At 63.6% G+C, this 17,542-nt stretch carries 16 protein-coding genes; 11 read left to right on the plus strand and 5 right to left on the minus strand.

Annotated elements, in window-relative coordinates:
* The 11 genes from BLS52_RS18700 to BLS52_RS15580 form a co-directional block, all read left to right on the plus strand.
* Positions 1–210, plus strand: a 210-nt coding sequence (locus BLS52_RS18700; RefSeq protein WP_217636775.1) for an HNH endonuclease signature motif containing protein, incomplete at its 5' end; no start/stop codon positions are given.
* A 307-nt stretch (positions 211–517) separates the two neighbouring features.
* A complete protein-coding gene (locus BLS52_RS15535; protein ID WP_026545338.1) occupies positions 518–874 on the plus strand; it encodes an ArsR/SmtB family transcription factor in 357 nt (118 codons plus the stop codon).
* Positions 871–1,350, plus strand: coding sequence for an SRPBCC family protein (locus BLS52_RS15540; RefSeq protein ID WP_090587934.1), 480 nt, complete (start codon positions 871–873; stop codon positions 1,348–1,350). Before BLS52_RS15535 ends, BLS52_RS15540 begins: the two co-directional genes overlap by 4 nt.
* A 15-nt stretch (positions 1,351–1,365) precedes the next feature.
* Positions 1,366–1,989, plus strand: coding sequence for a flavin reductase family protein (locus BLS52_RS15545; protein WP_090587935.1), 624 nt, complete (start codon positions 1,366–1,368; stop codon positions 1,987–1,989).
* A gap of 78 nt (positions 1,990–2,067) precedes the next feature.
* Positions 2,068–3,183, plus strand: a complete 1,116-nt coding sequence (locus BLS52_RS15550; RefSeq protein ID WP_090587937.1) for an acetylxylan esterase — start codon at positions 2,068–2,070, stop codon at positions 3,181–3,183.
* 221 nt (positions 3,184–3,404) lie between these two features.
* The gene (locus tag BLS52_RS15555) at positions 3,405–4,349 is read left to right on the plus strand and encodes a carbohydrate ABC transporter permease (protein WP_090587938.1); all 945 of its coding nucleotides are present in this window, start codon (positions 3,405–3,407) and stop codon (positions 4,347–4,349) included.
* The gene (locus BLS52_RS15560; protein ID WP_026545343.1) at positions 4,339–5,271 is read left to right on the plus strand and encodes a carbohydrate ABC transporter permease; all 933 of its coding nucleotides are present in this window, start codon (positions 4,339–4,341) and stop codon (positions 5,269–5,271) included. The genes BLS52_RS15555 and BLS52_RS15560 overlap by 11 nt, the downstream gene beginning before the upstream one ends.
* Before the next feature lie 31 nt (positions 5,272–5,302).
* On the plus strand, positions 5,303–6,613 hold the full coding sequence (locus tag BLS52_RS15565) for an ABC transporter substrate-binding protein (protein WP_026545344.1): 1,311 nt from the start codon (positions 5,303–5,305) through the stop codon (positions 6,611–6,613).
* 56 nt (positions 6,614–6,669) lie between these two features.
* Positions 6,670–7,980 carry an ABC transporter substrate-binding protein gene (locus BLS52_RS15570; protein ID WP_026545345.1) on the plus strand — a complete coding sequence of 437 codons (1,311 nt, stop codon included), beginning with the start codon at positions 6,670–6,672 and terminating at the stop codon, positions 7,978–7,980.
* A 25-nt stretch (positions 7,981–8,005) separates the two neighbouring features.
* Positions 8,006–10,051, plus strand: a complete 2,046-nt coding sequence (locus BLS52_RS15575; protein WP_090587940.1) for a DUF6807 family protein — start codon at positions 8,006–8,008, stop codon at positions 10,049–10,051.
* Positions 10,048–11,154 (plus strand): M24 family metallopeptidase, encoded by a 1,107-nt coding sequence (locus BLS52_RS15580; protein WP_090587941.1) that lies wholly within the window; start codon positions 10,048–10,050, stop codon positions 11,152–11,154. The genes BLS52_RS15575 and BLS52_RS15580 overlap by 4 nt, the downstream gene beginning before the upstream one ends.
* Before the next feature lie 103 nt (positions 11,155–11,257).
* Here BLS52_RS15580 and BLS52_RS15585 read toward each other — a convergent pair whose 3' ends face one another.
* The 5 genes from BLS52_RS15585 to BLS52_RS15605 form a co-directional block, all read right to left on the minus strand.
* Entirely contained in the window at positions 11,258–12,667 is a 1,410-nt protein-coding gene (locus BLS52_RS15585) for a glycoside hydrolase family 32 protein (RefSeq protein WP_245702898.1), read from the minus strand.
* Between the two features lie 97 nt (positions 12,668–12,764).
* Positions 12,765–14,375, minus strand: a complete 1,611-nt coding sequence (locus tag BLS52_RS15590; RefSeq protein ID WP_090587944.1) for an ABC transporter substrate-binding protein — start codon at positions 14,373–14,375, stop codon at positions 12,765–12,767.
* Between the two features lie 38 nt (positions 14,376–14,413).
* Positions 14,414–15,394 carry a carbohydrate ABC transporter permease gene (locus BLS52_RS15595; RefSeq protein WP_026545317.1) on the minus strand — a complete coding sequence of 327 codons (981 nt, stop codon included), beginning with the start codon at positions 15,392–15,394 and terminating at the stop codon, positions 14,414–14,416.
* A gap of 7 nt (positions 15,395–15,401) precedes the next feature.
* Positions 15,402–16,367, minus strand: coding sequence for an ABC transporter permease (locus BLS52_RS15600; protein ID WP_090587946.1), 966 nt, complete (start codon positions 16,365–16,367; stop codon positions 15,402–15,404).
* The gene (locus BLS52_RS15605) at positions 16,364–17,398 is read right to left on the minus strand and encodes a LacI family DNA-binding transcriptional regulator (RefSeq protein ID WP_245702899.1); all 1,035 of its coding nucleotides are present in this window, start codon (positions 17,396–17,398) and stop codon (positions 16,364–16,366) included. The genes BLS52_RS15600 and BLS52_RS15605 overlap by 4 nt, the downstream gene beginning before the upstream one ends.
* Between the last annotated feature and the right edge of the window lie 144 nt (positions 17,399–17,542).

A 17,542-nucleotide genomic window follows, 5' to 3' on the forward strand; every position in this document is an offset into this window, starting at 1 on the left:
TCCTGGACCTGCGAAATCGACCACCTCACCCCCTGGGCCCACGGCGGACACACCGCCCTGGGAAACCTCGGACCCAAATGCAAACTCCACCACATGATGAAAACCGAAGGGATTTGGCCCGCCGGCACAGACGAGCGCGGTGACCCGTACGTCACGTCATTGGGCGGGAGAACGTACACCACCCTCCCCGAACCACCACCGCCCTTCTAACGGGGCTTGGCTCACCACAGAGGCAGCGGGGTTTGGCCAGCGGAATGTCAGGGTCGGTCTCCTGCGTGCACTCCGGCCCGCGGCGCGCGCCCGATCTGCTGTGTGCACCCGGTCCCTGTGCACGCCCGTCCGCTGTGCACTCCGGCCTGCGGCGCGCGCCCGGCTTCCTACCACCCGGCTTCCTACGCGCCCGGCGTGGCGGCGCAATTCCTGCCCTTCAATGCCAGAGCAAAAAATCTGTTGACTCTGCGACTCGGCAGGCCTACATTGTAATCAACCGATTAGTTGATAAAGGGTTTGGTTGACAATGGATGGTAGCGACGAACGTCTCAATCTGGCCTTCATGGCCCTCGCAGACCCGGCACGCCGCAGCATCATTGCCCAGCTAAGCCGTGGCCCGGCCACTGTCAACGAATTGGCTGCTCCTTTCAACATCACCAAGCAAGCAATCTCCAGGCATATCCAGGTTCTTGAAAAGGCTGAGCTGGTGACACGCTCGCGTGATGCGCAGCGCCGCCCGGTACACCTGAACCCTGCGAGGCTGGAGGCGCTGACCGCGTGGATTGACCAATACAGGCTCGCCCGTGAAAGCCAGTTCCGCGCACTCGATGCTCTACTCGAATCACAGGCCAGGCAAGGCCCCACACCCAAGGACCAATCATGAGTAACCCACTGAAACTCTCGGTGCCCCAGGACGCTCCCTTCATAGACTTCGAGCGGGAGTTCGATTTTCCGGTCGAGGCAGTTTTCGAGGCTCACCGTGACCCGGAAGCAATCGCGCAATGGCTCGGCCCACGCGGGATGACCGCCACGGTTGACCATTACGATTTCCGCACCGGCGGCAGCTACCGCTACATCCACACGGGACCTGACGGCATTTCCTACGGATTCAGCGGTGTCTTCCATACCGTCAGAGAGAACGACTTCGCCATCCAGACATTCGAGTTCGACGGCTACCCAGACGTCGTGAGCCTCGAGTTTCTCCAGTTCGAAGACCTCGGTGACGGACGATGCAAACTGGTTGGCCACGCCGTCTACCCGACGCAGGAGGCCAGGGACGGCATGGCCCAATCGGGCATGGAAGGCGGACTGACCGAAAGCTACGAGCGGCTCGAGGAACTGCTGGGGAGCCACCGGTAGCCTTAGGCTCAATACATGCGCAGGGACTTCTACCGGGACCACCATTCAGCCGCGGCCTTCTACAAACTGCTGACCGCCACGGTGGTCCCGCGTCCCATCGCGTGGGTGACCTCCCGCTCGGTGGACGGCGTGGACAACCTGGCGCCGCACTCGTTCTATACCGTCGCGTCAACGGACCCGCCGATCGTCCAGTTCACCTCCGTGGGCGAGAAGGACAGCCTGCGAAATATCCGGGCAAGCGGCGAATTCACCGTGAACTTCACCCCCGAGGACCTCTTCGAACGGGTCAACGCGACCGGCACAGCGTTTGGCCCCGACGTCAGCGAGTTCGATGCCGCCGGCCTCCACCGCGAACAGAGCATGTTCATCACGCCGCCGCGGGTCCGCGAATCACCCGTATCCCTGGAGTGCCGCCTGCACAGCCTGATCCCCGTGGGCAATTGCACCCTGGTACTGGGCGAGGTGGTGCATGCCGCCGTCGCCGAAGACATGCTCGACGGCGACCACCCCCGGATAGAACTCCTCAAACCGCTCGCCAGGCTTGGCAGAAACGAATGGAGCACCCTCGGTAAGGTCCGCCGGATCGACAGAATCCGCCCGGAGGATTGGCCTGACTCCTTCCCGGCGGACCAGCGATGACGGCATTCCCCAGCCCGATCGCCGGCTTCGAGAACCAGCCATGACAGCACCCCCTCGCCCGATGCCTCGGGACCGACGATGACACACTCTCCCAGCCCCATCGCCGGCTTCGAGGACTGGCCCGAGGCCGTCCGCCGGCTGGGTAGATCCAAGGGCCACAACACCGCGAGCGGACTGCTGGCCCAGGCTCTCGGCGTGCCGGCACCCATTCCGACCCCCGCTGTCACCGTCCGCAGAACGCGCACGGTGGACGGTGTCCAGTTGCAGGACTTGGAATGGCAACTCCCGTACGGCCCGCCGACCCGCGGCTTCCTGCTCAGACCGACACAGGCGGAGGGGATCCTTCCGGGCGTTCTGTGGCTCCACTGCCACGGAGGCAACAAGTGGCTCGGCGCAGAACGCTTGATCGATGCGGGCACCGAGACCTCCGAAGAGGTGACCGCGCTACAGCAGAACCTCTACTCCGGACATGCCGCCGCAAACGATCTGGCGCGCGCCGGCTTTGCTGTTCTGGTCCACGACTCCTTCAGTTGGGGCAGCCGCCGATTCCTCCTCGACCCGCCGCCTGCGCGAGTGGCCGAGGGCCTGTCGGCGCAACGAGCGCTCTGGCGGGAAGAAGGCGTCAAGCCGACGCCCGCCCTTGAATACAACACGGCTGCGGCCCTGCACGAGCACACGGTGGCCAAGACCGCCGGTCTTCTCGGCACAAGTTACGCCGGCATGGTGGCCTTCGAGGATCTCGCCGCACTGGACATCCTGCGCGCGCTTCCGGACGTCGACGGCAACCGGGTGGGAGTCGGAGGGTTCTCCGGAGGCGGCGGCAGGGCACTCGTCCTATCCGCCCTGGCACCCAAGGTGCGCGCCGCCGTCGTCTGCTGCATGATGACCACCCTCAAAGGCCTGTTCCCCGCCCACCTGGACACCCACTCGTGGCTGCTGGCGACACCGGGGCTCGCCTCCACTTTCGAGTGGCCGGAACTCACACGCATCAACCGTGACTGCCGGTACCTCGTGCAGTTCGCCGGCGGAGATCCGCTGTTCTCCTCTGAAGGCATGCACGACGCCGACACCTGGCTCCGTGACGATGCCGCGGGTACGCCGAGTCGGTACACCGGCACTTGGTACGACACCGGACATGTGGTCACCCCCGCCATGCTGGCGGAGACGCTGGAATACTTCACAGTGTCGCTGTAGGGCGCCGAATCCAACGGTGAATCGGCGCTTCCCACCGCCTCAGAAAACGTTTTCCTTGACGTGTGGCGGATGACACACTAGGGTCGGATGCAATCTGAGAAAGCGTTTTCTCGCGAATATAAAAGCCACCAACCGGACAGAAGGTTTCCCATGAAGCTTCCCAACGACGCACTGGCGACGACGCCCGGCGCGCGTCTTCGCGATCGCGGAAAGGACCGGCAATGTCAGCTTTGAGTGAGATGTCGCGGCTCAAGAAGGAGCCGCAGGCGAAGAAGCGGAAGCTGACCGCCGCGGAGAAGAAGGAAGAGCGGGTCGGGTACCTGTTCCTCGCGCCGTGGCTGGTCGGGCTGGTTCTGATCACGATCGGTCCGATGGCCGCGTCGCTGTATCTTTCCTTCACCGACTACAACCTGCTCCAGCCGCCTGAGTGGACCGGACTGGACAACTACACGCGGATGCTCGAGGACACCCGGCTGCAGAACTCGCTGCAGGTGACCTTCCTGTACGTGTTCGTCTCGGTACCGCTCCAGCTCATCGCAGCCCTGGCGCTGGCGCTGATCCTGGACCGGGGCATGCGCGGCCTGAGCTTCTACCGCTCGGTCTACTACCTGCCCTCGCTGCTCGGCGGTTCGGTGGCCATCGCGGTCCTGTGGCGGCAGATCTTCGGAACCTCCGGACTGGTCAACCAGGTCCTGGCCCTGGCTGGCATCGAGGGCAAGGGCTGGATCGCGGATCCTTCCACCGCGCTGGGCACCCTGATGGTGCTGAACGTGTGGACCTTCGGCGCACCGATGGTGATCTTCCTTGCCGGCCTGCGCCAGATCCCCACCATGTATTACGAGGCCGCGTCCGTGGACGGCGCCTCGAAGGTGCGGCAGTTCGCCACGATCACCATCCCGCTGCTCACCCCGATCATCTTCTTCAACCTGGTCCTGCAGATCATCGGAGCGTTCCAGTCCTTCACCCAGGCCTTCGTGGTCTCCGGCGGAACGGGCGGTCCGGCGGACTCGACCATGTTCTTCACCCTGTACCTCTACCAGCAGGGCTTCGGCAACTTCAATATGGGCTACGCCTCGGCCATGGCCTGGTTGCTGCTGCTCATCATCGCCGCCTTTACCTTCATCAACTTCATCGCCTCGAAATGGTGGGTGTTCTATGACGACTAATATCGCGCCCCAGAAAAAGACCTCCGCTGCCCCGGCAGAGACCACGACGCCGGATTCACCCCCGGTCCACAGCGACGCTGATGACGAGCTGAGCGGGAGCCGGACACGGCGGCTGATCAAGCACATCCTGCTCACCGCGTTCGGCATCATCATGCTGTATCCGCTGCTGTGGATGCTCGCCAGTTCACTGCGGCCCAACGACCTGATCTTCCGCGAAGCCGGTCTCTGGCTCACCACCTTCGAGTTCAGCAACTACACCGAGGGCTGGAACGCACTCCAGTCACCGTTCGGGCACTACATGATGAACTCCATGGTGGTGGTGATCGGCTCCATCATCGGCAACCTGGTCTCCTGCTCCATGGCCGCCTACGCCTTCGCCCGGCTCAAGTTCCGCCGCCGCAGCCTGCTGTTCGCGATCATGCTCATGACGATCATGCTGCCCATCCACGTGATCATCGTCCCGCAGTACATCATCTTCTCCGAACTCGGCTGGGTGAACACCTTCATCCCGCTGGTGCTCCCCAAACTCCTGGCCACCGACGCGTTCTTCGTCTTCCTGATGGTCCAGTTCATCCGCGGACTGCCCAAGGAACTCGACGAGGCAGCACGGATCGACGGCTGCGGCCACGTGCGGATCTTCACCCGCATCATCCTCCCGCTGATGATGCCGGCCCTGGCCACCACCACCATCTTCACCTTCATCTGGACCTGGAACGACTTCTTCAGCCAGCTGATCTACCTGACCGACCCGGAAATGTACACGGTGCCCGTTGCCCTGCGCTCCTTCGTGGACAGCACCGCAACCTCCTCCTGGGGCTCGATGTTCGCCATGTCCATCGTCTCCCTCATCCCGGTCTTCCTGGTCTTCCTCTTCGGCCAGAAATACCTGGTCAAGGGCATCGCCACCACCGGCATCAAATAAACCCGTCCACAAACAGGAAAGAAGAAATTCAATGAGGAAGTTCTCTCGCCCACTCCGCGCCGTCACGGCGGCCTCCATGGCCCTCGTTCTCGGTGCCTCCCTGGCCGCCTGCGGCGGCGCAAGCGGTGAAAGCCAGTCCACCGGTGAGGCCAACCTTCGGTGGTCCTGGTGGGGCTCGGACCCACGGCATGCCGTGAACCAGGAGATCATCGAGGACTACACGGCAGCCAACGAAGGAATCACCATCGAAGGGGAGTTCTCCGATTTCTCCGGTTACTGGGACAAACTGGCGACAATGACAGCGGGACGGGATGCGCCCGATGTCATCACCATGGATGAGAAGTTCCTTCAGGAATATGCCTCGCGGGGCGCGTTGGCTGACCTCACCGAGTTGGAGAACCTGGACCTCTCCAAGTTCGACGACGCCGCGCTTGATCTCGGCAAGTTCGAAGATGGTCTTTACGGGCTGAGCACCGGCCGTAACGCTCTCACGGTAGTAATCAACGCCGATCTCTTCGAGGAAGCCGGCGTGGAGATTCCCGATGACACCACGTGGACCTGGGACGACTACTACCGGATCTCCAAGGAGATTTCGGAGAACCTCGACGGCGTCAGCGGCTCCGACTATGGCAACTCCCCCGACGGCAGCCTGCGGGTATGGCTGCGCCAGCACGGAGAGTCGCTGTACAACGACACCAGCGACGGCGTGGGCTACACGCCCGAAACCGCCGAAGCGTTCTTCGAACACCTCCTGAAGGTCCGCGACGAGGCCGGCGGCGCTACGCCGTCGGAGTGGACGGAAGCACAGGCCGGCACCTTTGAGGGCCAGAGCTTCCCCACCAACAAGACCGCGATGAGCTGGTACTGGTCCAACCAGTTGGGGCTCCTCCGCACGTCGACCGACAGCGACGTCCGGATGCTCCGCGCACCGTCACACACCGGCAACGAAGCCGATAACGGCATGTACTACAAGGCCTCCATGTACTGGTCCATCTCCAGCCAGTCCGAGAACAAGGATGCCGCCGCTGACTTCGTGAACTACCTGGCCAACAACGAAGAGGCCGCCAAGAAGATGCTGGTCGACCGGGGCGTTCCGGTTAACCCGGACATGGCCGCCGCTGTGCGTCCCGAACTCGATGAAGCCGCCCAGTCGGTCGTCGACTTCCTCGAAGAGATCGAACCCAACGTAGCGCTCAGCCCCTCGCCTTCACCTGCCGGAGGCGGCGGAGTACAGGACATCATCCTGCGGTACGACTCCGAGGTCCTCTTCGGCAACCTCACACCCGCCCAGGCGGCCGAACAGATGACCACGGAAATCGAAGCCCTGATCGGTGCTGCCTGATCCAGGCCGGAACACAACCGACAGAAACCTATCAATAAGACAGGAAGCAGTTTTCAATGAAGAAGTTCTCTCGCACAACACGAACGCTGACGGCTGCGGCAGCCGCCGTCGTCCTCACCGTGTCACTGGGCGCCTGCGGCGGAGGCGGCGGTGACAGCGCCGCCTCCGGTGACGGCAACCTGCGGTTCTCGTGGTGGGGCTCCGACCCCCGCCACGTGGCGAACCAGGAAATAATCGACCTGTTCGAGGCCGAGAACGAGGACATCACCATCGAAGGTGAGTACTCCGACTTCGGCGGCTACTGGGACAAGCTCGCAACCACCACTGCCGGCCGCGACGCCCCAGACGTCATCACCATGGATGAGAAGTACCTCCAGGAATACGCCGGGCGCGGCGCGCTTGCTGACCTCAGCACCCTGGAAGGACTGGACACCTCCAAATTCGATGAGGCATCCCTGGCTCTAGGGCAGTACGAGGACGGACTGTACGGCCTGAGCACCGGGCAGAACGCCTACGTGCTGATGGCCAACAGGGACCTCTTCGAGCAGGCCGGCATGGAACTCCCGGATGACACCACCTGGACCTGGGATGACTATTACCGCATTTCCGCTGAGCTGAGTGAAAAGCTGGGCGGCGACATCGTCGGCACCGATTACGGCGCCCAGGACGTCGATCTGCGGATCTGGCTCCGCCAGCACGGCGAGAACCTTTATAACGACGACGAGCCGGGCACCGTGGGCTACTCGCCGGAGAACGCCACGGCATGGTTTGAACACCTCCTGGAGGTGCGCGACGGCGGCGGACCCAGCGCCGCCCGGTACACCGAGGAAATGTCAGGCTCCTTCGAAGCCGGCGGCTTCGCCACCAACCGAGCAGCAATGGGCTGGTACTGGTCCAACCAACTGTCGGCTCTCCGCACCGCCAGCGGCAGTGACGTGACCATGCTCCGCGTCCCGTCGGACAGCGGGTCGGCCAGCGAGAACGGCATGTACTACAAGGCATCCATGTACTGGTCCATCTCCAGCCAGTCGGATGACCAGCAGGCAGCAGCGAAATTCGTGAACTTCCTGGCCAACGATCCGGCAGCGGCCAAGAAGATGCTGGTGGACCGCGGTGTGCCGGCCAACCCCGACATGGCCGCCGCCATTGCGCCGGAACTCGACGAGAACGACCAGACAGTGGTGGACTTCCTCGACGAAATCCGTCCCGACATGGCAGAGCCGCCGCTGCCCTCCCCCGTTGGAGCCGGCGGAGTCCAGGACATGGTCAAGCGCTACGTCTCCGAGGTCCTCTTCGACAAGCTCACCCCCGAGCAGGCCACTGAACAGATGACCGCCGAAATCGAAGGCATGATCAGCGCAGGCTGATCATCCCGGAACGGAACCTACGATCATGCTTGACCCCGCACCCACCCTCCACGACGCCCTGGAACAGCCGGCCGATAACGCGGGCCCTCAGGACCCGGTTGGCGCTCCACGTGTAGCCCTGGTGGGCGTCCACGGCTACGGTGCCCGGCACCTCGACAACCTTCGCCGGTTGGAGGAAAGCGGCGCTGCACGGCTGGTTGCCGTAGCGGACCCCCGTCCGCCCGGAGACGGGACGCTGGGTGACGGGGTCGGCGTGTTCGCAGATCTCGAGGGTCTTCTCGCGGCGGGGGTGGCGCCCGACGTCGTCGTCATTGCCGCCCCCATCCAGGCCCACGCCCCGCTCGCCCATGCGGCGATCGCGGCCGGCGCGGATGTGTACGTCGAGAAACCTCCGGTGGCGTCGATGGAGCAGTACGAACTGCTCCTCGCCGCTGCGGACAAAGCCGGCGTTGCCGTGCAGACCGGGTTTCAAAGCCTGGGCTCGGCGGCGCTGGACCGGCTCGACGATCTCGTGGCATCGGGAACGCTGGGCTCGGTCCGGGGAGTCAGCGCGTCCGGGGCCTGGGTGCGGACCCGGGGCTACTTCGCGCGCTCCCGGTGGGCAGGAAAGCGAACGCTGGATGGGGTGGACGTGGTCGACGGCGTGGCCACCAACCCACTCGCCCATGCGGTTGCGACCGCCCTGCGCGTGGCCGGTGCGCGCAAGGCCTCCGACGTGGCTACCGTCGAGACGGACCTGTACCGGGCGCACGACATCGAGTGTGATGACACCTCCACGATCCGGGTGCGTACAACATCCGGTGCGGTGGTCACCCTCGCGCTCACCCTGTGTGCCGCGGAGCAGACGCGCCCCAGCGTCACGCTTCACGGCACGCAGGGGACCGCCGTGCTCTATTACACCGAGGACGAACTGGCCGTCACCACGGCAGAGGGCACCGTCACCGAGCACTTCGGACGCGCCGACCTGCTGGAAAATCTGCTCGCACACCGGGCATCAGGTACTCCCCTGCTCAGCCCGCTCGCCTCCTCGGGAGCGTTCATGCGGGTTCTCGACGCCGTCCGGCTGGCTCCGCCGCCGCACCCCATCGCTGCGGAACATGTGACCTGGGAGGGGACAGGTGAAGATGCGCGCCCCGTAGTGCACGGCATCGAGGACCTCCTGCAGCGGGCCTGCCTGGCACAGGCGACCTTCGCCGAACTGGACCCGGGCTGGGCGCGGCCGGCGCCGTCGTCATCCGTGCCGCTGGTACTGGACGGCCGGGAAGTCGGCTCCTACCGGGACGGCACCGCCGTCTCCCCCTACCTTTCACCGCGCCCCTACCTGCATCCACTCCGGACGCGCGCCGGTGTGGCGGTCACCGACCACTTCGGCGCGGACCACGTCTGGCACCTGGGTGCCGGTGTTGCCCTGCAGGACGTCGACGGCGTGAACTTCTGGGGCGGCCGCACCTACCGCCGCGAGGAGCAGGGTTACATCTGGCGCCCCGACCACGGTCGGATCTCCCGCACCGCACTCACGCAGCACGGAAACTTCCTTGAGGAGACGCTGCGGTGGAGCGGACCCGACGGAACCACGCTGCTGCACGAAGCCCGCCGCATAAGCTGGCGCGGAGTGACTGACAGCATCTGGGCCCTCACGCTCGATTTTGCGCTGACCCCTGCCGGTGACAGCCCCGTTTCACTCGGCAGCCCCGGCTCGAACGGACGCGTTGGCGGCGGCTACGGCGGTTTCTTCTGGCGCCTCCCCGCCTGCGAAAACCCCACAATTACGACGGCGGATGCCTCCGGTGAAGCGGGCGTGCACGGCACGGTCTCGGACTGGCTCTGCTGGCAGGGCACCTTCCGCAGCAGCCCGGCAACGCTTCTGTTCCTGCCCAATGACAACGCGGCTGACCCGTGGTTTGTGCGGGCCGAAGGCTACCCGGGGGTGGGGCTTGCCCTCGCCTGGGACCGCCCGGTCCTCACCACCCGCGAGGCTCCCGTGGCCCGCTCCGTCACCGTCCTTGTTGCCGACGGCACCCTGACTCCCGACGCCGTCCGCACCCTCGCGGCCGAAGAAAGGCACCCATGACCACCATCCCCGCCCGCGTCCTGGACCCGCTCACCGGGTCCGACGCGGACCTCGCCGGCGAGCGCGCCGTCAAGCGCAGGCGCCTCCTGGACATCCTCGACCGCACCGGCCGGGATTTTCTGCTGCTCACCAGCAACACGGCGATGACCTGGTATCTGGGCGGAAGCCGACTCCACATCAGCCTCGCCGGCGACCCGGTGGCTGTACTGCTGGTTGACCGGGAACGGGACCATCTGGTCACTTTCAACAATGAAGCGGACCGGCTGATCCGCGAGGAGCTGCCTGCCGACGTCGTCGTGCATCCTGTGCCCTGGCACGGATCGATGCATGAGGTGGTGCGCCGGCTCTCCTCCTCCACGCCGTTGGATGAGGCGGAGGTGAAGCGGGAGCTTCGTGCGGCGCGGCAGTCGCTTCTTCCGGTTGAGGCTGCGCTCTATGAGGATCTCAACCGTGAGGTGGCCGAGGCCCTCACCGATGTGCTCTCGGCTGCCCGGCCGCACACCCCCGAACGGCAGGTGGCGGCCGAGCTGGGCGCGCGTGTCATCGCCATGGGTGCGGAGCCGCTGGTCCTGCTCTGCAACGGCCGGGAGCGCTCCGCGTTCCGGCATCCGCTGCCGACGTCGTCGCCCCTGGGGCGGCGGGCGATGGCCGTGGTGTGCGCCCGCCGCAACGGCATGGTTGCCAATGTGACGCGCTGGGTGCGGTTTGATGGATCGACGGCGGGCGAGCGTGATGCCGAGGCTCGGATCGCCGCCGTGGAAGCGGACATTTTCGCAGCCACGGTCCCCGGTGCACGGCTGGATGGGATCTTCGACGTTATCCGCAGTTCGTATGATGCCCATGGATTCGGGCCCGATCAGTGGCGGCTGCACCACCAGGGCGGACCCGCCGGCTACGCCGGCAGGGACCCGCGTGTGACGGCGTCGACCGATGACGAAGTGGTCCTGAACCAGGCGTTCACCTGGAACCCGTCAGGACCCGGCGTCAAGATCGAAGACACGGTGCTGTTGACCGCCGATGGGGTGCGCGTGTTGAGCGTGGACGAGCGCTGGCCCACCACCGAGGTGAACGGCCTGCAGCGGCCGGTGACCCTGGAGGTCTAGCGGAACTTTCGCGCAGCTCTGGCGGGTTTATGCCCCGCGAACCCACCAGAGCTGCGCGATAGTTCAAGGACGGCGGAGCCAGTCGGCGGCCGCCACCCCGCCGTCACCTGTCGCCGATTCCCCGTTCAATACGCAGGTCAATGAGCGGCTCGGAGGGGAAAACCTGCTCGGTGAAGGTGACAAGTCCTCCCGCGGCGTAGATCTCCACAATGGTGGAGTCGGCCACGATGAGCAGGTCAACCTCGTCACCCGTACCCGCCGGCAGCGGCGCCCAGTCGACGGAGGGGAAGTCGGCAGAAAAGCTGACCTCGCCGCTTCGGGTTCTGTCACAGGTGATGCTGCGGGCGCTCCCGTCAACGTTGATGACCAGTTCCTCATCATTTCCCGTGCCGGAGCTCAGGATCAGGGATGTCCGCTCGCCGTCCGTGCACGGAACGGTCACCTCGAAGACTTCGATGCCGGCAGTTTCCCCGGGCAGGACCGGACGCTGCGTCAGGCGGAGTCTCCCGTCAGCACACCGGTCGAGCTCCACTTCGCGTACCAGCGACATGGCGGACCGCCAGGGGCTCGTAGGGGTGAGGTCTGCATACTGCCAGTTGCTCGCCCACCCGATCATGAGTCGGCGCCCATCGGGGGCATCGTTGAAGGAGACCGCTGCGTAGTAGTCCCGTCCATAATCGAGCCAGTCGAAATCCTCGAGCCGGTCTGAGGCCACGATGCTTTCGGCGGTGAAGGTGTTTCCATCGAAATCGCCGACGAAGTACTGGGTTCCCGAGCCACCGGCGATGGCTCCCGGATTGAGGCTCACAATGAGCACCCACCGGGTTTCATCGGTACCCCGGATGCGGAGCGGGAACAGGTCCGGACATTCCCAGACTCCGCCCACCGCGTGGGCGGGACCGAAGGAGGACCGACGGGTCCAGGCCATCAGATCCGGTGAGGTGTAGATGGCAACGCGTCGCTCGACCGCTTCCACGACAACCATGACCCAATATCCGTCGTCGCCTCCGTACCAGAACACCTTGGGGTCCCGGAACTCGCTCGATCCGATGTCCAGCACGGGGTTGCCGGCGTAACGGGTCCACGTGGATCCGCCGTCCAGGCTGAAGGCCAGGGACTGCGACTGGGACGGAGGCCGGCTCCCTTCGCCGGTTCGGGCACTCGTATAGATCGCGACAAGGGCGGTCTGCCCGGGGCCCGCGAAGCCTGCCGTATTGCGCACATCGGCAACCGCACTGCCCGAGAACGCCATCTCCTCGGGGGTACACGGGATGGCGATGGCCTTCTCGTCCCAGGTCACGAGGTCGGTTGAGACGGCATGCCCCCACGAGATGTTGCCCCACGTATCGCCGTGCGGGTTCGTCTGGAAGAACAGGTGATAAACGCCGTCGTGATAGAGCAGACCATTCGGATCATTGAGCCAGGACTCAGCGGCAGTGAAATGGGCAGCGGGACGCACAGCGGTAGGCGTCGGCCTGAGTGCCACGTTGGTGTCAGGTCGGGCGGTAGTCACAAAAACTCCTGGGCTCATCGAGGTAAGGCAAGCGGGTGATTGGGCGGGCATGGGCGGTCCGGTGCAGGATCACTCGCCTGCACCGGACCTGGTTGGGTTACTTTCCGCCTTGCTGGAAGCGGTCGTAGGCCTGCTGGTAGGTGGCGGTCACATCATCAACGCCCATGGTCTGAAGCTGTGACACGTAGCCGTCCCACTCCTGGGCTACGGTCCCGTTCGTGATCCAGGAGGCGAACTTTTCCTTGACTACCGAGTTGATGTCGGTGACGGCAAAGGAAACCTGTTCCAGTTCCTCGTTGGAGAGCAGGACGGGCGGGTAGGCCTCATTCGCCTTGAAGGGGGCGTGGAACTCGGTGACGAGATCCTGACGCTCCTTGGCCCGGGGCTCGGGTGCGACGACGGTTTCGAAATGTTCCGCGGTGGTGATCTTCGGACCGCCCGGTGCCACCTGCTGGCGGCGCTCGCCTTCCGATTCGCCGGCCTTCGCCGGAATCTGCACGAGGACGCCGTTCTCGTCCTCCTCCAGGGTTACACCGATCGGCCCCCAGCTTGCCTGGGCGGACATCACCGGATCGTAAAGCCGGTCAGCCCACCGCATGGTTGCTGCCGGGTACTCGTTGGCGCGGGTGATCGCCATTGCACCGCGGCTTATCTCCTGGTTATTGGCAACGCTGGCCAGTTTTTCCCCGTTGACGCCTTCGAGGATGCCGACCATTTCATAGTCGTCGACTCGATCCTCACCGACCATTTCCTTCAGCTCCCACCAGAAGAACGACCCGAGGGTAGGCGTGGTGGACTTGCCTTTGGACAGGTAGGCGACGTCGTCCTGGGAGAAGGACTCGGGATCAATCAGGCCATCCGCATACCAGCCGGCCAGAGCTTCCACACCGGCCTTGTAGCCGTCCGTATTGGCAGTGAATTCCACTTTCCCGTCCCGGACAATGCGGTGGTCATTGTTCTCGGGCTGCCCGCCCAGGGCGGCGATGAGGTCATGCGGGTTGGCGCAGAAGGAGTCGGTGCGGAAGGACAACGGGATTTCGTCGGCCTCCCCGTTGCCGTTGGGGTCCTGGGTGGCGAACGCTTCCAGCGCCTCGCGGTACTCGTCGATCGTTTTGGGCATGGGCAGGTCCAGGGCGTCCAGCCAGGCCTTATTGATGTAGAGGAAATTCGGGTACTGCAGGATTCCGAGCTCTTCGATGGAGGGCAGGGAATAGATGTGACCGTCAGAAGCGGTGATCGCCGCCCGGATGTCAGGCCGGTCCTCGAGGATCTTCGAGAACGTGGGGGCGTGTTCCGCGATGAGGTCTTCGAGCGGCAGGAGGGTTCCGTTGCTGCCGTTCTGGACAATTTCGGCATCCGTCAGGCCCGTGTTGTAAAGAACTTCGGGAAGTTCCTCGCTGGCGAGCATGAGGTTCTTCTTCTCGGCGTACACCTGCTCGGGAAGGTTCTCCCAGGTGATGGCTACGTTGGTGTCCTTCTCCCACTGCATGACGAGTTCCATCCCGGAATAATCGGGGGCGAGCGCCGATTTGGTGCCGCCGAAGGTCAGCGTCAGGGTCTCGTCGACGATCGGCAGCCCTTCCGCGTTGAATCCGTAGTCGGCTGATTTGTCCTCGACGCTTGCGGTGTCTCCTCCGCTGCATCCGGCGAGGAGTGCGCTGCTGGCCAGGGCGAGGGACGCTGTCAGGTAGAAACGGCGGTGTCTCATGATGATTTCCTTTTTTCTATTCGGTGTTCGGAAGTGGTCTAGCTCTTGACGGCGCCGAGGAGGGCGCCCTTGGTGAAGTGCTTTTGCATGAAGGGAAGGACGATCAGCAGCGGGATCGTGGAGAGGACGATCATGCCGTACTTGATCAGTTCGCCGAGCCGCTGCGCCGCGGCGTATGAATCAAGCGCTCCGGCACCGCCGGCGGCCGTCACTTCGGACTGGATAAGGACGTTGCGCAGCACCAGCTGCAGCGGGTACTTGTTCTCGTCGTTGAGGAAGATCAACGCGTCGAAGAAAGCGTTCCAGTTCGCGACGAGGTGGATCATGATCATCAGGAAGATCAGGGGCTTTGACAGTGGCAGCACAACGCTGAAGAAGAAGCGGAAGTCGCTTGCTCCGTCCATCTGGGCGGCGTCGCGCAGTTCTCCGGGAACGTTGTTCTCAAAGAATGCCCTGGCGATGATCAGGTTCCAGACCCCTACCGCCCCGGGGAGTACGACTGCCCAAATGGAGTCGAGCATCCCCAAATCACGCACCACCAGATAGCGGGCAATGAGCCCTCCATCAATGAACATGGTGATGATGAAGAGCAGCATGAAGAAGGTTCGCCCGTACAGGTCCTTCCGGGAGAGCGCGTACGCAGCGCAGAGAATCGTCGCCACGCTGATGGCCGTTCCGACCGTCGTGTAGAGGATGGAATTGGCGAACCCCTGGAGGATGGTGGAGTCCGAGAAGATCCGCGTGTAACCCTCGATCGTGAATCCGGCCGGCCACAGCCAGACGTTGCCGTTGAGGATTTCGGACGGTTCGCTGAACGATGCGATCACGATGAAGTACATCGGATAGATGATCACGAGGATTGCCAGGAGCAGGGTTCCGATGGCAACGGTGTTGAACAGCGGATCGGCGAAGCGGTCGCGTTTCCTTCCCCGCTTTGCCTGCTGCTGGGGGCCGCCCTGGGTTGAGACGGGTGTCTCTGCGGGCAGGGATGTCTTGACGATAGGGAATGTGTTGGTCATCGCTTCTTCACCAAAGGCTCGATTGGCCCGCGCGCCGGGCAACCCAGTTAAAGGTCATCAGCAGGGCGAGATTGATAAGGGAATTGAACAGTCCGATGGCGGCCGAATAACTGAATTGCGCTTGCTGCAATCCGGCCTTGTAGACGTAGGTCTGGATTACCTCCGAGGTGGGGAGGTTGAGGTCTGTCTGCATGATCAGGACCTTCTCGAAGCCCAGATTGAAGAGATTTCCGATTGCGAGGATGAACAGGATGGTGATCACCGGCATGATTCCAGGGATGTCTATATGCCGGATCCGCTGCCACTTGTTCGCACCGTCAACACGGGCCGCCTCGTGCAGGGCGGGGTCTATTGCGGTGAGTGCTGCAAGGTAGACAATCATCGAAAAGCCCGCGTTCTGCCAGATGTCCGACCCGATGTAGAGCGGGCGGAACCATTCAGGCGCTCCCATGAAGAAAATGGGGTCGCCGCCGAAGGTGACAATCGCGTTGTTCACGATGCCCGAACGCGGCGAGAAGAGGAGGTGGATCATGCCCACCACCACGACGACGGAGATGAACGACGGCGAATAAAGCACCGTCTGCGTGAATTTCTTGAACCGCTCGCTTTGCAGCTGATTCACGATGAGTGCCAGAATGATCGGCACCGGAAAAGCGATCAGCAGGCCAAGCGCGTTCAGGGTAAGGGTGTTGACGAGGAGCCGCTCGAACTGGAACGAGGTTACGAAGCGTTCAAAATGCTCCAGTCCCACCCACGGGCTGCCGGCAAACCCGTCTGAGGGGTTGTAGTTGCGGAATGCGATTTGCGCCCCGTACATCGGCCAGTACTTGAAGACCAGGATGTAGAGCACTGCTGGTAGTAGTAATACGTATAACTGCCATGACCGCGCCAATAGACGCAAGCGAGTATGCAGGTCGATGGATGAACGGGTTGGGCGCCGCGGACGGCTCTTTACTGATGATTCTGTGCTCATGCTGGCACCTTTGCACTAGCCACTGATTCACGGGGAATCAGCGAGCATTCGATGGGAAATTGATTGGGCCCGCTGCCTCGTTTGTCGAGGAGCAGCTGGACCGCCGTGCGCGCCATTCGCTCGAATGGCAGTTCGACCGTGGTCAGGCCGGGGCTGAGATAGGGAGCAATGGTGTCCTGGTTATCGAAACCGACGATGGAGCAATCGAGGGGAGCGCTCATTCCGAGCGCCTCCAGGGCGCGATAGGCACCCCAGGCCGTTCGGTCATTGCCGCAGAAAATGGCCGTCGGACGGTTCCGCTGATCCATCAGGTTGCGGGTGTGCTCCAGCCCGTCTTCCACGATTCCAGTGCCGTAACGGATGAACCGCTGGTCGACGTCGAGCCCGGCCTCATTCAGGGCGCGCTCATACCCGGCGAGCCGGCCGATTCCTGCGGGGAGGTCGCTGTCCGCAGGCTGGATGTTGATCATGCCGATGCGCGTGTGCCCGGCCTCGATGAGGTGCCGCGTGGCTGAGTATCCGCCGAGCTCCTCATCGGGAAAGACGCTGGGCACCAGGCCTGCCCTGTCCTGGGCGTTCAGGACAACGACGGGCAGCTCCTGCAATGAGGCCGGGACATCGATCACCCGGTGATACATGGAGGCGTACACCACGCCTTCAACACGGTAGGAAAGCATCATGTCAATGGCGGCGGCTTCAAGCTCGTTCTCATTGAAGGTGTCCACGCCCAGGATGACATTCCCGGCTTCCCACGCGCACAGCTGGGCGCCTTTGAGCAGCTTGCCGGCGAAGGGGGCACTGGCAACCTCATCAGAGATGAAACCGATCATCCCTGACTGGCCGCTGCGGAGCGACTTCGCATACGCGTTGGTGCGGTAGCCGAGCTCATCGACCGCCGCCATGACCCGGGCCTTCGTTGCCTCGGCCACGCGGCCGCCGTCCACCTTGTTGAGCACCAGAGAAACGGTTGCCTGGGAGACGCCCGCACGCTCGGCGACTTCCCACATGGTTGGCGTAGAGTGCTTTTTCACCGTTCCTCCTTTCGTCGGTCTTCTGTCGGCACTGTCAGTTTTCTGTAGCTCACTGGAGACCGCTAGTTATTCGTATAACTAGATAGTAGAGCACTGCCGCCTGTGACGTCAACCACACAAGGGATATTCGTCTCACCCTGCAAT

The organism is Arthrobacter subterraneus, from assembly GCF_900099735.1.
Lineage (GTDB): Bacteria > Actinomycetota > Actinomycetes > Actinomycetales > Micrococcaceae > Arthrobacter_D > Arthrobacter_D subterraneus.